13 protein-coding genes, 1 rRNA gene and 1 riboswitch are annotated in these 14,814 nt (G+C 71.3%); of the genes, 12 read left to right on the forward strand and 2 right to left on the reverse strand.

Going from position 1 to position 14,814, the window contains the following annotated elements:
• The 12 genes from rrf to ABH937_RS33480 form a co-directional block, all read left to right on the forward strand.
• A 5S ribosomal RNA gene (gene rrf / locus ABH937_RS33425) occupies window positions 1-86 on the forward strand; the annotation flags it as partial.
• Window positions 87-199: 113 nt separating this feature from the next.
• Entirely contained in the window at window positions 200-811 is a 612-nt protein-coding gene (pgsA, locus tag ABH937_RS33430) for a CDP-diacylglycerol--glycerol-3-phosphate 3-phosphatidyltransferase (protein WP_370220415.1), read from the forward strand.
• A gap of 125 nt (window positions 812-936) precedes the next feature.
• A complete protein-coding gene (locus ABH937_RS33435) occupies window positions 937-3,432 on the forward strand; it encodes a sugar phosphate nucleotidyltransferase (protein WP_280693240.1) in 2,496 nt (831 codons plus the stop codon).
• A 166-nt stretch (window positions 3,433-3,598) separates the two neighbouring features.
• A complete protein-coding gene (locus ABH937_RS33440; protein ID WP_348533699.1) occupies window positions 3,599-4,483 on the forward strand; it encodes a DUF881 domain-containing protein in 885 nt (294 codons plus the stop codon).
• Window positions 4,480-4,812, forward strand: a complete 333-nt coding sequence (locus ABH937_RS33445; protein WP_370220416.1) for a small basic family protein — start codon at window positions 4,480-4,482, stop codon at window positions 4,810-4,812. Before ABH937_RS33440 ends, ABH937_RS33445 begins: the two co-directional genes overlap by 4 nt.
• A gap of 80 nt (window positions 4,813-4,892) precedes the next feature.
• Window positions 4,893-5,768, forward strand: a complete 876-nt coding sequence (locus ABH937_RS33450) for a DUF881 domain-containing protein (protein WP_370220447.1) — start codon at window positions 4,893-4,895, stop codon at window positions 5,766-5,768.
• A gap of 538 nt (window positions 5,769-6,306) precedes the next feature.
• Entirely contained in the window at window positions 6,307-6,840 is a 534-nt protein-coding gene (locus ABH937_RS33455) for an FHA domain-containing protein (protein WP_370146660.1), read from the forward strand.
• 84 nt (window positions 6,841-6,924) lie between these two features.
• Window positions 6,925-7,710, forward strand: a complete 786-nt coding sequence (locus ABH937_RS33460; protein WP_370146659.1) for a MerR family transcriptional regulator — start codon at window positions 6,925-6,927, stop codon at window positions 7,708-7,710.
• Window positions 7,711-7,764: 54 nt separating this feature from the next.
• Window positions 7,765-8,238 (forward strand): bifunctional nuclease family protein, encoded by a 474-nt coding sequence (locus tag ABH937_RS33465; RefSeq protein ID WP_184934015.1) that lies wholly within the window; start codon window positions 7,765-7,767, stop codon window positions 8,236-8,238.
• A gap of 225 nt (window positions 8,239-8,463) precedes the next feature.
• Window positions 8,464-9,147, forward strand: coding sequence for a MerR family transcriptional regulator (locus ABH937_RS33470; RefSeq protein WP_280693125.1), 684 nt, complete (start codon window positions 8,464-8,466; stop codon window positions 9,145-9,147).
• Between the two features lie 97 nt (window positions 9,148-9,244).
• Entirely contained in the window at window positions 9,245-9,967 is a 723-nt protein-coding gene (locus ABH937_RS33475) for a vancomycin high temperature exclusion protein (protein ID WP_280693126.1), read from the forward strand.
• Between the two features lie 51 nt (window positions 9,968-10,018).
• Entirely contained in the window at window positions 10,019-11,455 is a 1,437-nt protein-coding gene (locus tag ABH937_RS33480; RefSeq protein ID WP_370220417.1) for a DNA polymerase IV, read from the forward strand.
• A 116-nt stretch (window positions 11,456-11,571) separates the two neighbouring features.
• On the opposite strand, the gene ABH937_RS33485 is transcribed toward ABH937_RS33480, so the two are convergent.
• Together ABH937_RS33485 and ABH937_RS33490 are read right to left on the reverse strand one after the other, a co-directional pair.
• Window positions 11,572-13,059: an MFS transporter gene (locus ABH937_RS33485; RefSeq protein ID WP_280693128.1), complete on the reverse strand. Its 1,488-nt coding sequence runs from the start codon at window positions 13,057-13,059 to the stop codon at window positions 11,572-11,574.
• 182 nt (window positions 13,060-13,241) lie between these two features.
• Window positions 13,242-14,312 (reverse strand): PRC and DUF2382 domain-containing protein, encoded by a 1,071-nt coding sequence (locus ABH937_RS33490; protein ID WP_280693129.1) that lies wholly within the window; start codon window positions 14,310-14,312, stop codon window positions 13,242-13,244.
• A gap of 168 nt (window positions 14,313-14,480) precedes the next feature.
• Window positions 14,481-14,586: riboswitch (glycine riboswitch) on the forward strand.
• The last annotated feature ends 228 nt before the right edge of the window (window positions 14,587-14,814 follow it).

Below are 14,814 nucleotides of genomic sequence, written 5' to 3' on the forward strand. Positions count from 1 at the left end.
GTTACATTCCGAACCCGGAAGCTAAGCCTCATAGCGCCGATGGTACTGCAGGGGGGACCCTGTGGGAGAGTAGGACGCCGCCGAACAATTCTTCTGAAGAAGCCCCCACTGGGTTCCAGTGGGGGCTTCTTCGCGTTCCGGGGTGGGGCCGGGTAAAGTCGAGCCCGCACAGCTCATCATCAGGACAGGAGGCCCCCGGGTGGAGGTCCAGGAGACGCGCGTCCAGACCGACCGCGTCCTCACCATTCCCAACCTGCTCAGCATGGCGCGGCTGGTCGGGGTCCCGGTCTTCCTCTGGCTTATTCTCTGGCCGAAGTTCGACGGGCCGAACAACGACGGGTGGGCGTTGCTCATCCTGCTGCTCAGCGGGGTCAGCGACTACCTCGACGGGAAGCTGGCCCGCCGGTGGGGTCAGATCAGCCGGCTGGGGCAGATCCTGGATCCGCTGGCCGACCGGCTCTATGTGCTCTCCACCCTGCTCGGGCTGACGTGGCGTGAGATCTTGCCGTGGTGGGTGACCGCGATCTTGCTGGCGCGGGAGCTCTTCATCGCCTCGCTTCTACCGATTCTCAACCGGCACGGCTACGGTCCGCTGCAGGTCAGTTTTCTGGGCAAAGCGGCCACCTTCAATCTGATGTACGCCTTTCCGCTTCTGCTGCTGGGACTCGGCGATGGCTGGATCCACCGCACTGCCGAGGCTGTCAGCTGGGCCTTCATCTGGTGGGGCACCGTCCTGTACTGGTGGGCCGGCATCCTCTACGCCGTGCAGGCCCGGCGGATCGTGAAGGCCGAGGCCGCCGTCGCGGGCTGACAGGGCGTAATCGTGGCGCAGATGACTCGTCTGTCCGCGCGTCGGAACTTTTCTGCCGGGTAGAGGACTCCTGGAACGGTTTGATGGACGTGGAGTCCATTGCCGAGAAGGAGGACGCACCCGCAATGAAAGCCGTTGTGATGGCAGGAGGCGAGGGAACTCGTCTCCGCCCGATGACTTCAAGCATGCCGAAGCCGCTTCTGCCGGTGGCCAACCGCCCGATCATGGAGCACGTGCTGCGGCTGCTCAAGCGGCACGGCCTCACCGATACTGTGGTCACCGTGCAGTTCCTCGCCTCGCTGGTGAAGAACTACTTCGGTGATGGTGAAGAACTCGGTATGAACCTCACCTATGCGAACGAGGAGGTTCCGCTCGGCACCGCCGGCAGCGTCAAGAACGCCGAGGACGCGCTGCGTGACGACTCCTTTCTCGTTATTTCCGGAGATGCGCTCACCGATTTCGACCTGTCCGAGCTGATCGCCTTTCACCGGCGCAAGGGCGCGTTGGTGACGGTCTGTCTGACCCGGGTCCCGGACCCGCTGGAATTCGGTATCACGATCGTCGACGACGACGGCCGGGTGGAGCGGTTCCTGGAGAAGCCCACCTGGGGCCAGGTCTTCTCGGACACGGTGAACACCGGGATCTACGTGATGGAGCCCGAGGTCTTCGACTACGTCGCGGCCGGGCAGTCGGTCGACTGGTCGAGCGATGTGTTCCCGCAACTGCTCAAGGAGGGCAAGCCGGTCTTCGGTTACGTCGCCGAGGGCTACTGGGAGGACGTCGGCACCCACGAGAGCTACCAGAAGGCTCAGGCCGATGTCCTGGAGGGCAAGGTCGAAGTCGAGCTGGACGGCTTCGAGATCTCGCCGGGCGTCTGGGTCGCGGAGGGGGCGGAGGTCGACCCGGAGGCGATCCTGAGGGGTCCGCTCTACATCGGCGACTACGCCAAGGTGGAGGCGGGCGTGGAGCTGCGCGAGCACACGGTGCTCGGCAGCAACGTGGTCGTCAAGCGCGGCGCGTTCCTGCACAAGGCCGTGGTGCACGACAACGTCTACGTGGGGCCGCAGACCAACCTGCGCGGTTGCGTGGTCGGCAAGAACACCGACGTGATGCGCGCGGCCCGGATCGAGGACGGCGCGGTCATCGGTGACGAGTGCCTGATCGGCGAGGAGTCGATCATCGCCGGCGGGGTGCGGGTCTACCCGTTCAAGACGATCGAGGCCGGCGCTTTCGTCAACACCTCGGTGATCTGGGAGTCGCGCGGCCCGGAGCACCTGTTCGGCGCGCGCGGCGTCTCGGGGATCCTCAACGTCGAGATCACCCCGGAGCTGGCTGTGCGGCTGGCGGGGGCGTACGCGACGACGTTGAAGAAGGGCGCCACCGTCACCATCGCGCGTGACCACTCGCGTGGTGCCCGTGCGCTCAAACGGGCGATGATCTCGGCGCTGCAGACCAGCGCCATCGACGTGCGCGACCTGGAGAACGTGCCGCTGCCGGTGGCCCGTCAGCACACCGCGCGGGGCAGCGCGGGCGGCATCTTCCTGCGGACCACACCGGGCGTGCCGGACTCGCTGGACATCCTCTTCTTCGACGAGCGCGGTGCCGACCTCTCCCAGGCGGGCCAGCGCAAGCTGGACCGGGTCTACTCCCGCCAGGAATACCGCCGGGCGTTCCCGGGTGAGATCGGGGATCTGACCTTCCCGTCCAGCGTCTTCGACGCCTACGCGGGCAACCTGCTGCGGGCGATCGACACCACCGGGGTCCGGGAGGCCGGGCTCAAGGTGGTGGTGGACACCGCGCACGGCAGCGCCGGGTTGGTGCTGCCCAGCATCCTGGGCCGGCTCGGGGTGGAGGCACTGACCGTCAGCGGCGGTCTGGACGAGGCCAGGCCCACCGAGGACGTCGAGTCGCGGCGGGCCGGCCTGGCCCGGCTCGGGGCCCTGGTCGCCTCCTCGCGGGCGGCCTTCGGGGTGCGGTTCGACCCGGTCGGCGAGCGGGTCTCCTTCGTGGACGAGCTGGGCCGGGTGATCGAGGACGACCGGGCGTTGCTGGTGCTGCTGGACCTGGTGGCCGCCGAGCGCCGTAGCGGGCAGGTGGCACTGCCGGTGACCACCACCCGGATCGCCGAGCAGGTGGCGGCCTACCACGGCACCCAGGTCATCTGGACCTCCACCTCGCCGGACGACCTGGCCAAGGCGGCCGCCGCCGACGGCACCATCTTCGGCGGGGACGGCCGGGGCGGCTTCGTGGTCCCCGAGTTCAGCGGCGTGATGGACGGGGCGGCGGCCTTCGTCCGGCTGGTCGGCCTGGTGGCCCGCACTCAGCTGACGCTCAGCCAGATCGACGCGCGGATCCCGCAGGCCCACATGCAGCGTCGGGACATCGCCACCCCCTGGGCGGCCAAGGGCATGGTGATGCGCTCGGTGGTGGAGGCGGCCGGCAACCGGCGACTGGACACCACTGACGGCGTCAGGGTGGTAGAGCCGGACGGCCGGTGGACCCTGGTGCTGCCGGACCCGGCGGAGGCGGTGACCCACCTGTGGGCCGAGGGTCCGGACGATGCGGCCACCCAGGCGCTGCTGGACGAGTGGGCGGCCGTGGTGGACAGCGCCGGACGGTGACCAACCGCGCGGCGGGGACGCGCCGTTGAGCGTGCGGCCGCCGGCGGCCGGCCCCGGTTCGGGGGCTGGTCGTCGGCGGCCGCGGCGTCATGGGACGATGTCCCGCATGTCAGCGACGCGGCCACCGGTGCGAGGGAGCGGGCGGTTCGCCCGTCCCGATGCCTCGATGAGGCTGCTGACCACCGTGATGGACCAGAGCCTGGACGAGGGCTACGCCGCTGCCGCGCGGGCCCGCGGCGAGGTCGGCAAGCGTCGCCTGCCGACCACCACCCGGGGGCGGCTGCTGCTCGCCCTCGGGCTGGCGCTGGCGGCCGTGGTGGTGACGGTCAGTGGAGTCACCGCGCACGACGACGAGCCGGCGCTGGCGAGACAGCACGACGCGCTGGTGCAGAAGGTCACCGCTGGGACCGCAGCCGCCGACAAGCTGCAGCAGCAGGTCGAGGCCGCCCGCACCCAGGTCGACCAGGAGCAGCGGCGTGCCCTGAAGGAGAGCGGCGGCGACCTGGCGCTGACCGACCTGGCGGCCGCGGTGGGCACCGGTGCGGTGCACGGTCCCGGCCTCAAACTGGTGCTGGACGACGCGACCGGGACCGACTCCGGCGGCGGGATCGACCCGCGCACGGCGGACGACTTCAGCGGCGGACGCCTGCACGACCACGATCTCCAGCTGATCGTCAACGGGCTCTGGGAGTCCGGGGCCGAGGCGGTGGCGGTGAACGGGCAGCGGCTCACCTCGCTCTCCGCGATCCGGGCGGCCGGCGACGCGATCCTGGTCGACAACCGGCCGCTGGTGCCGCCGTACACGGTGCTGGCGGTCGGGGACGAGAAGCGGTTGCCCGGCGCCTTCCAGGACAGCAGCGGGGGTCAGTACCTGCGGATCCTGGAGGAGAGCTACGGGATCAAGTCGACCGCCACCGCGCAGCGCTCGCTGGACCTGCCGGCCGCGGTGGGCTTCACGCTGCGCCTCGCGACCCCGGACTCCGGGACGCCGAGCGCCGCCGGATCCACCATTGCACCTTCACCCTCCACGACAGGAGCAGCCAAGCAGTGATCGCCGTACTGGGCCTGGTAGCCGGGGTCGTCGTCGGGCTGTTCGTGCAGCCGTCGGTGCCGGCGAGCGTCGTGCCGTACCTGCCGATCGCCGTGGTGGCCGCGCTGGACGCCGTCTTCGGCGGCGTGCGGGCGATGCTCGACGGGATCTTCGACGACAAGGTCTTCGTGGTCTCCTTCCTCTCCAACGTGGTGGTGGCGGCGTTGATCGTCTTCCTCGGGGACCAGCTGGGCGTGGGCTCGCAGCTGTCCACCGGTGTGGTCGTGGTGCTGGGTATCCGGATCTTCTCCAACGCGGCCGCCATCCGGCGCCACGTGTTCCGGGCCTGAGACGGGTGCCTGGCGTGGCGACGGAAGCCGAGGACGAGGCGCGCGAGCCGGACGAGCCGCAGCAGCCCGACGTGCCCGACGTGCCCGACGAGCACGACGAGCACGACGTGCCCGACGAGCACGATGCGCCCGGCGAGGACGATGCGCCGACGGAACAGGAGCAGGAGCAGGCCGCCCCTGAGCCGTCGGCGGAGCCACAGCAGCCCCCGCAACCCCAGCAGCCCACAGCGCCGCTGGACGGCCGTGGACGGCTGCGCAAGGCGGTCTGGCCGCCCCGGCTGTCCCGCGGGCAGCTGGTGGTGGCGCTGCTGCTCTTCGCGCTCGGCCTGGGCCTGGCGATCCAGGTGCGCAGCACGAACGACCACAGCGCGCTCCGTGGCGCCCGCCAGGAGGACCTGGTGCGGATCCTCGACGAGCTGGACAGCCGCCAGCAGCGCCTGCAGCAGGAGAAGAGCCAACTCGACCAGTCGCTGACCCAGTTGGAGAACAGCTCGAACCAGGCAAAGGAGGCCCAGGAGCAGACTCAGCAGAAGGCGCTGGAGCTCGGCGTGCTGGCCGGCACGGTCAAGGCGAGCGGTCCCGGCATCGTGCTGACCGTCGATGACCCCCAAGGGCAGGTCAAGGCCGATATGCTGCTGGACACCCTGCAGGAACTCCGAGCGGCGGGGGCGGAGGCGATTCAGATCAACGATGTCCGAGTGGTGGCGCACACCTACTTCACCGACCTGTCCTCGGGCGGCGTGTCGATCGACGGGACGAAGGTCTCGCAGCCGTACCGCTTCACGGTGATCGGCGACCCGCAGGACCTGACGCCGGCCCTGAACATTCCGGGTGGCATCGTCCGTACCTTGGAGAAGGAGCAGGTGGGCACCAACATCTCGGAGCAGCAGAAGGTCACGGTGGACGCGCTGGTCGGACCCGGATCCGCGCAGTTCGCCAAGCCGGCGGCGCAGTGAGGCGCCGCCCGCCGCCCTGCCAGGGTTCTGCGCTGACGCTCCGTCGGCTCCACCACCCCTCACCTGCGCTTGTGAACGGCCCCCGGTGCAGACCACCGGAACACCGTCGGCCACACTGTTCGTTACCACTCTCGCAGCCCCGGTCCGATGCCGGGCTCGCAGCCTGTCCGAGGTTCTCACCCTGCCCCGCGGGCGGGTCTGTTTCACGCAAGGGGATTCGCCCGTGAGTCTGTTCTCGAAGTTGTTCGGCCGTTCCAACCGCCGTAGCGCCGCCGTGGAGATGCCCACCGCGCGTCACCGGCGCGAGGACGAGGAGCCGGGCCAGGTCCCCGGGATGCGGGGCGCCCCGCAGGACGGCTACCAGCCGGCCGGCGAGCGGCCGCTGTTCCGTGACGCGGGCTACGGCGCGTCGGTTGATTCCTCGGGCGCGCCGCGCATAGGTTTCCCGTCAGCACCCTCAACCTCTGGTGGAGGGTTTGCCCCGGATCCCTACGCCGGGCACGTCCCAGGGGGAGTGCCGCGCCAGGAGGCTGCGAACATGACCGGCCCGATCGTCTGCCCTCGGTGCGGCACCCAGAACCCGGCCACCGCCCGGTTCTGCAACAACTGCGGGAGCCCGCTGCGCGGCGGCGCGCCGGAGATGCCGGCCGAGACCACCTCGACCATCTCGATCTCCGGCCTGGAGTCCTACGACCCCACCGCCACCGGGACCGGCGCCACCCCGGCGCTGTCGGCCGAGGTACTGGCCGCGATCGACGCACTGCCGCCGGGCTCGGCCCTGCTGATCGTGCAGCGCGGTCCGAACTCGGGCAGCCGCTTCCTGCTGGACGCGGACATCACCACGGCCGGTCGGCACCCGCAGGGTGACATCTTCCTCGACGATGTCACCGTCTCGCGCCGGCACGTGGAGTTCCGCCGTCGCCCGGGCGGGTTCACCGTCGCGGACGTCGGCAGCTTGAACGGGACGTACGTCAACCGCGAGCGGATCGACGAGGTCGGTCTGAACAACGGTGACGAGGTGCAGATCGGCAAGTACCGACTGGTCTTCTTCGCCGGACCGCAGCGGTACTGACGACCGCGGCGGAGGACCGCGCCGGGCGGTGCCGGGGCACGGACAGGTGGGGGTTCGCAGCACGACGGCAGCAGGAGAGTGCGCATGACCTCGAATCAGACCGTGACAACCGTGACCAACCAGCGCCGCCACGGCGGCCCGGTGCCCCGGGCCGCCGAGCGGCGCGGGGGCGAGCTGCTGAGCATCGGCGCGGTGCTCGCCTTCCTGCGTGACGACTTCCCCGAAGTCACCATCTCCAAGATCCGCTTCCTGGAGGCGGAGGGGCTGATCGAGCCGCAGCGCACGCCCTCGGGCTACCGCAAGTTCGGTCCGGCCGACGTCGAGCGACTGGCCTACGTGCTGCGGATGCAGCGCGACCACTACCTGCCGCTGCGGGTGATCCGCGAGCACCTGGACGCCATCGAGCGCGGCGAGCAGCCGCCGGCCCTGCCCACCGCGGATGCCCGCCCCGGGCCGCTGGACGAGGCGGACCGGGAGCTGGGCGCCGCGGCCAACCAGGGGCCCACGGTGCGCCTGGGCCGGGCCGAGTTGCTGGCCGCCGCCGGTGCCGAGGAGCGGGACCTGACCGAGTGGGAGTCCTACGGGCTGGTCGTGCCGGGGCCGGACGGCGGCTACGACGCCGACACCCTGCAGATCGCCAGGCTGGTGGCCGAGCTTGGCCGGTTCGGCCTGGAACCCCGCCACCTGCGCCAGGTGAAGGCCGCCGCCGAGCGCGAGATCGCGCTGGTGGATCAGGTGGTCGCCCCGCTGCGCCGGCACCGCAACCCGCAGACCAGGGCGCACGCCGAGGCCACCGCCCGCGAGTTGGCGACCCTCTCCGTGCGGCTGCACGCGACCATGGTCCAGGCCGGCCTGCGTGGCCATTCGTAGCGCCCGGACCGGGCCGCGCTTTCATATCTCACGGAGGGGCCATAGGGTTGCCTTGTGAATGAGCTCGACGTCGTGGGTGTCCGGGTGGAGATGCCCTCCAACCAGCCGATCGTCCTGCTACGCGAAGTGGGGGGTGATCGGTACCTGCCGATTTGGATCGGCCCAGGCGAGGCGACCGCGATCGCCTTCGCCCAGCAGGGCATGACCCCGGTCCGGCCGCTGACGCACGACCTCTTCAAGGATGTGCTGGAGGCGCTGGGCCAGCAGCTCACCGAGGTGCGGATCACCGATCTGCGCGAAGGGGTCTTCTACGCCGAGCTGGTCTTCACCGGCGGCGTCGAGGTGAGCGCGCGTCCCTCCGACGCGATAGCGCTGGCACTGCGTACCGGCACGCCGATCTACGGGGCCGAGGAGGTGCTCGCCGAGGCGGGCATCGCGATCCCGGACGAGCAGGAGGACGAGGTCGAGAAGTTCCGCGAGTTCCTCGACCAGGTGTCGCCCGAGGACTTCGGCGGCAGCGCGCAGTAGCGGCGCCCCGCGATCGGTCCGGTCGAGCCGGATTCGATCGGCGTTTTGCCAAGATCGGCCGTCCTACCCACACTAGGGGCACGCGAAACCACTCGGTGGAGTGATGTTGTTTCGGCGGCCCGGCGTGGCGATCGTTGACGCGTCTTGGACGACTGCCTACCGTCAGGGGTGGTCGCCGGGATGACCCGATCCGGGCGCCCGGCGCACGAGTGGACGGAGGTTGGCATGAGCAGCAGCGGCGATGAGGCGGCCGTGGGAGGCCCGTGCGCCCTCCACCTGCCCCGTGGCAACCGGACGACGATCGGCCGCTCCTGGGAGACCGTCGGCGTGGAGGCGGTCGCCGAACTGCCCCGGGTCGGTCGTTTCCCGGCCGTCCAGCCGGGTCAGCCGGCCGTCGAGCGGATCACGCCGGCTTCGGAGTTGCTGGCCTACCGCGGCCCGACGGCCTGCGCCGCCGCCGGGATCACCTACCGGCAACTCGACTACTGGGCCCGCACCGGCCTGCTGGAGCCGAGCGTGCGGACCACCTGTCCGGCGGGGGCCCAGCGGCTCTACAGCTTCCACGACATCCTGATCCTGAAGATCGTCAAGCGGCTGCTGGACGCCGGGGTCTCGCTGCAGAACATCCGAGTGGCCGTCACCCACCTGCAGTCCGCCCAGCTGGCCGATCTGGCCGGGCTGACCCTGATGAGTGACGGGGCGACGGTCTACGAGTGCACCTCGCCGCAGCAGGTGGTCGACCTGCTGAAGGGCGGTCAGGGGATGTTCGGGATCGCGGTCGGCGCGGTCGCCCAGGAGCTGGAGACCACCCTCTCCCGGCTGCACGCCGAGCGGACCGACACGGGGGAGACCCTGGTCGGCCACGACCCGGGCGACGAGCTGGCGCAGCGGCGCAACCGGGCGGTCTGACGATCCGTCGAGCGGGCCCGGGCGGGGAACCGCCCGGGCCCGTCATGTCGTCCGCCCTGATGATGGATCATGGCGGGCGGAACCGGGGGACGAGGTCATGCGGGTGAGCGGGTTGCGGCGACTGGGCGGGCTGCCGCGCCGAGCGGGTGGACTGCTGCGCGGGCGGCGGCGGCAGCGACGGGCGTTCCAGGGCGTGCTGCTGCTCAGCGTGATCGCGCTGGTGCCGAGCGCCTGGCTGTTCTGCGCGGAGAGCTCGCGGATCCGCAGCCTGGCCGACGTGCCCGGCGAGCCGGTCGCGGTGGTCTTCGGCGCCGCCGAGGTGGACGACGTGCCCTCGCCGTACCTGGCGCACCGGCTGGACGCGGCGCTGGACCTCTACCGGTCGCACAAGGTGCGGGCGATCCTGGTCACCGGCGACAACAGCAGGACCGGCTACAACGAGCCGGGCGCGATGTACGACTACCTGGTGGCGCACGGGGTGCCGGCGGTGCGGGTGGTGCGCGACTACGCGGGGTTCGACACCTGGGACTCCTGTGCGCGGGCCAAGCAGATCTTCGGCGTCGACCACGCGGTGCTGGTCAGCCAGGACTACCACGTACGGCGGGCGCTCGCGCTCTGCGAGGCGGCCGGGATCGACTCCTACGCGGTCGGGGTGCCCGAGCCACGCGACTCCACCTGGTACCACGGCACCGTGCGCGAGATACCCGGGGCCGAGAAGGCTCTGCTGAGCGCGCTCTTCCAGCCGAGTCCGACCCTGCTCGGGCCCAAGGACCAGGGCGTGGCACGAGCGCTGGCGAACGCCGCGCAGGGCCCCAGCTGACCTGGTCCTGTCGGGCCCGGTTCTGTCAGACCCGTGCGCGATGATCGTCGTGTGCGGACCCTGCCGAGCATCCTCCACCTCGACATGGACGCCTTCTTCGCCTCGGTGGAGCAGGCGGCCAAGCCGAGCCTGCGCGGCAAGCCGGTGATCGTGGGCGGGCTCGGCGGCCGCGGCGTCGTCTCCACCGCCTCCTACGAGGCGCGGGTCTTCGGGGTGCGGTCGGCGATGGCCACCGCGGTGGCGCGCCGGCTCTGCCCGAACGGCGCCTACCTGTGGCCGAGGTTCGTCGCCTACCGCGACGTCAGCGAGCAGGTGATGGCGATGATGCGGGAGCTGTCGCCGCTGGTCGAGCAGCTCAGCGTGGACGAGGCCTATGTCGATCTGCTGGCCGGCCCCTACGGCGCCGCGCTGGCGGCGGCGTCGCCGGGCGAGGGCGCGGAGCTGATCGAGGCGATCGCCCAGGACCTGCGGGCCGACATCCAGGCGCGCACCGGCCTGACCGCCTCGATCGGGGCGGCGAGCTCGAAGCTGATGGCCAAGATCGCCTCCGAGCAGGCCAAGCCGGACGGCCTGGTGCTGGTGACCCCGGGGCAGGAGCGGACGGTGCTCGGCCCGATGTCGGTCCGGGCGCTGCCGGGGGTGGGCCCGGCCACCGAGCAGGCGCTGCGCCGGTCCGGGCTGCTGACCGTGGCCGAGGTGGCCGACCAGTCCGAGGAGGAGCTGGTGCGCCTGCTCGGCAAGGCCCACGGGGCCGGGGTGTGGTTCATGGCGCGTGGTCTGGACGAGCGTGCGGTCGTCCCGGACCGGGACACCAAGTCCGTCTCGGTCGAGGACACCTACGAGGTCGACCTGGCCGACCGCGACCAGGTGCTGCACGAGCTGGACGTGCTCGCCGCCCGCTGCGTGCGCCGGCTCCAGGCGGCCGGGCGGTCGGGGCGCACCGTGGTGATCAAGGTGCGCCGGTTCGACTTCAGCACGCTGACCCGCTCCGAGACGCTGCGCGGCCCGACCGACGACGAGCGGGTGATCGCCGCCACCGCCCGGCGGCTGGCCGCCCAGGTCAATCTGACCGGCGGGATCCGGCTGCTCGGGGTCGGCGTCTCCCAACTCGCCGAGTACACCCAGGAGGACCTCTTCGCCCAGGCAGCGGCTGAGGCCGAGGCCGAGGCTGAGGCCGCTGTCGAAGCGGCGGCGGCCGGCGCGGATGCGGCGCCGGCGCCGGGCGATGGGGATCCGCCGGAGCAGCCGTCGTCGCCCCCCACCGCCTCGGCCGACCAGGCGCCCCGCCCGCGCATCTGGCTGCCCGGCCAGGACGTGACGCACCAGGAGTTCGGCCCCGGCTGGGTGCAGGGCAGTGGCGTGGGCCGGGTGACGGTGCGCTTCGAGACGCCGGACTCGGCACCCGGCCGGGTGCGGACCTTCGCCGTGGCCGACCCGGCGCTGACGGCCTCCGACCCGCTGCCGCTGCATCCGCCGGGTGGCCCGTAGCGGCTCGGGTGGTAGCGCGGGCGAAAACGCGGATCGCCCCGCCCGAGAAGTCGGGCGGGGCGATCCGTGCGGCCGACGCCGCCGATCCCTGGTCGGCGTCGGCTGTGGGCGCCTCGTCAGGCGCCGGTCTTGGCGGGCTGCGGCGCGTCGTCCAGCGCCGCGGCCTGGGCCACCGGGGTGGAGCGGTGGGCGGTCCGGATCGCGAACGGGACGACCGCGGCCACCAGGCAGATCACGGCGGTGATCCAGTAGGCGTGCTTGTACGCGTCCAGGGTCGGGATCTGCACCGGCAGCGGGAACGGGAACTTCATGGTGGACCCGGTCAGGGTCGCACCCAGCACGGCGGTGCCGATCGCGCCACCGACGGTGCGCAGCACGGCGTTCATGCCGTTGGCGATGCCGCTCTGCTCGGCCGGCACGGCGCCGTTGATGAAGGCGGGCATCGCCGCGTAGGCCATGCCGACGCCGAGGCCGAAGAGCGCGGCCGCGAAGTAGATGTCGCCCTCGGCGCTGTGGCGCAGCGCCAGGTAGACCATCGCGACGCCGCCGAACAGGCCGCCGAGGACCAGCGGCAGGCGCGGGCCGCGGCGCGCGATCAGCATCGCGCCGAGCGGCGCGGCGACCATCGAGCCGGCCGCGGAGGGCAGCAGCAGCACACCGGCGTGCAGCACGCTGGCGGTGAAGCCGTAGTGCGCGAGCTTCTCGGGGGTCTGGGTGAAGTTGCTGATCACCAGGAAGGAGCCGTACATCCCGAAGCCGATCAGCAGGCCGGAGATGTTGGTGAAGGCGACGGCCGGGCGGGCCATCATCTTCATGTCGACCAGCGGGTGCTTGACCTTGACCTCGATGACGCCCCAGATCAGCGCGACCACGGCGGCGACGGCGAACAGGCCCAGCGTCTTGTTGGAGGTCCAGCCCCAGTCGTTGCCGCGGCTGACCGCGATCAGCAGCGCGGAGAGCCAGCCGGCCAAGGTGATGGCGCCCAGCGGGTCGGCGCCGCCGTTGCGGTCCACCACCGGGTCGTTCGGGACCCGCAGCACCACCAGGGCGACCGCGATCAGGCCGAAGACCAGGCCCATCCAGAAGATCGACTTGTAGTCCCAGTGCTCCAGCAGCAGACCGGTGGCCACCAGGCCCAGGCCGCTGCCGACGCCCATCGAGGCGCTGATCGCCGCGACGCCGCCGGTGACCTTCTCACGCGGCAGCTCGTCCCGGACGATGCTGATCGCCAGCGGCAGCACGCCACCACCCGCGCCCTGCAGCACCCGGGCGATGATCAGCAGGGTGAAGGAGTGGGTGGACACCGCGAGCCCGGAGCCGAGCACCAGGCCGGCCAGCGAGATCAGCAGCACCGGCTTGCGGCCGCGCAGGTCGCCGAACCGGCCGAGCAGCGGGGTCAGCACGGCGGCCGACAGCAGGTTGGCCGTCATCAGCCAGGTGACGTCGGAGGTGGAGACCTTAAACTCCAGCGCCAGCGAGGGCAGGATCGGCACGACCGCGGTCTGGACAACGCTGTAGGCCAGCATCGCCAGAACCAGGGCGGGCAGCACGCGGGCACTGCTCGGTTTCACGGCCGGTGCGGTGGGCTTGGCTGCCTCACTCACGGTGGCTCCTTCAGGAACGGGCTCGAACGGCTTCGCAGCTGCTTCAAGCCAGCGATAGTCAATGAACTGAAGTAACCATGCCCAAAGTGCTTCACTATGTCAAATATCTAGCGCTGAAGCTTTGGTACGCGCGAAGGCCCGGACCCGCCGATGCGGGTCCGGGCCGTGCGGTAGTCGCCTGCTCAGCCGGTCTGCCGACCGGTTGCCTCCGCGGACATCTGCGGGTGGGCGGGCCCGCCTGCGGCGTGGTTCGCGCCCGGCGCGGCGGCGGTGCTGTCGTGGATCTCCACCTGCTCGCGGCGCAGCTCCTCGTGGATCACCTTCTCCTCGGTGTACCGCTCCACCACCATCCGCACCCGCTCCAGTGGCGCCAGGTACTTGCGCACCGCAGGGCGCTCCTCGCGCAGCGTCACCTCTTCCACCGCCTCGGCGATCTCCTGCGCGGTGAGCGTGGACCGCTCCGCGTCGCTGACCGGCACCCGCTCCACGCGGACCCGCTCGCGCACCACCTGTACCCGCCGCTCGACCGGCTCGGTCACCACGTACTTGCGCAGCCGGGCGGTGCCCAGCACATGCCACTCGTTGGTGATCTCCAGCCGCTCCTCGCGCAGCGTCAGCTCGATCGGTCCGGGCGGCGGCGAGCTCTCCGGGGTGTGCGCCGCGCCGTGCTTCGCTGCCGCGTGCACCGGGTCCGGGGTGGGGGGCGGGGTAGGAGCGGGCTGCGGCTCGGTGGGCTTGTCCAGGCCGATGGTGGCCGGTGCTGGGGCCGAAGGCTGGCCGGCCAGCTGGGTGGCGGGCGCGGGGCCCGCGGGGGTGGGGCGGGTGGCGGTGGCCGCCGCGGCCGCCATCGGGGCGCCGGCGCCGACGCCGAAGTCCAGGTCCGCCGAGCCGCGCGAGCGGTCGGTCGCGGTATTGGTGCGCTCGGTGGGGCGACCGCCGGCCGGCGAGTCCATCCCGTAGTAGCGGTAGAGCTGCAACTCCTGGGCGGGGGACAGGTGCTGCCCGACGCCGAAGTCGGGGGACTCCTTGATCAGCGACTTGTCGTAGGGCACGCGCAGTTCCTCGCCGGAGAACTCGCTCGTGGTCAGCGGGACGAAGGCGTCCCGCCCGAAGATTCCGGTCCGCACGGCGGCCCACTCAGGTTCACCCGTCGCGTCGTCGAGGTAGACCTCGTCCACCGTGCCGATCTTGTCGCCGTTGCGGTCGACGGCCTTGTGCCCGATCAGGTCTCGGGGATCGATGTCGGTCTGCACGCTTTCCTCCAGCTCGTCACTGCCTGCGATTCACACCAAAAGGCACGAAGGGGACGCCAGCGAGCCGAGCGCGGCCGTCCGTGCGCGTACTGCGCCATCTGGGGGAGTGGATTCGCTCACCTGAGCGGCTGTTTCGCAGGTCGGCGCTGGTACCCTGGGCGCGACCGCCGAACCCGCTCGGGAGAGTCCTCACCCTTGGAAGCGCAGGGGAGTGAGGCGCCGAAGGAGCAAACCCTCCCCGGAATCTCTCAGGCATCCGTACCGTGTGGGATAGGTCACTCTGGAAAGCAGGGCAGGGCCGCCGGCAGGGAGCCGGCGGGGGCCACCCTCACCGACGGTGCAAGCCGACGGGGCGTCAGCTCCGCGCGGGCGAAGCTCTCAGGTCCCGATGACAGAGGGGGAGGCCTGTCGGGCTCGCCCGTCCAGGCTCATCCGCTCCCCACGGCGGCGAGTCCTGCGGCGTGCGTGCCCCCGCCGGTCCGTGACCAGGAGGCCTCGACCA

The sequence above is a fragment of the Kitasatospora sp. GAS1066B genome (assembly GCF_041262605.1).
Lineage (GTDB): Bacteria > Actinomycetota > Actinomycetes > Streptomycetales > Streptomycetaceae > Kitasatospora.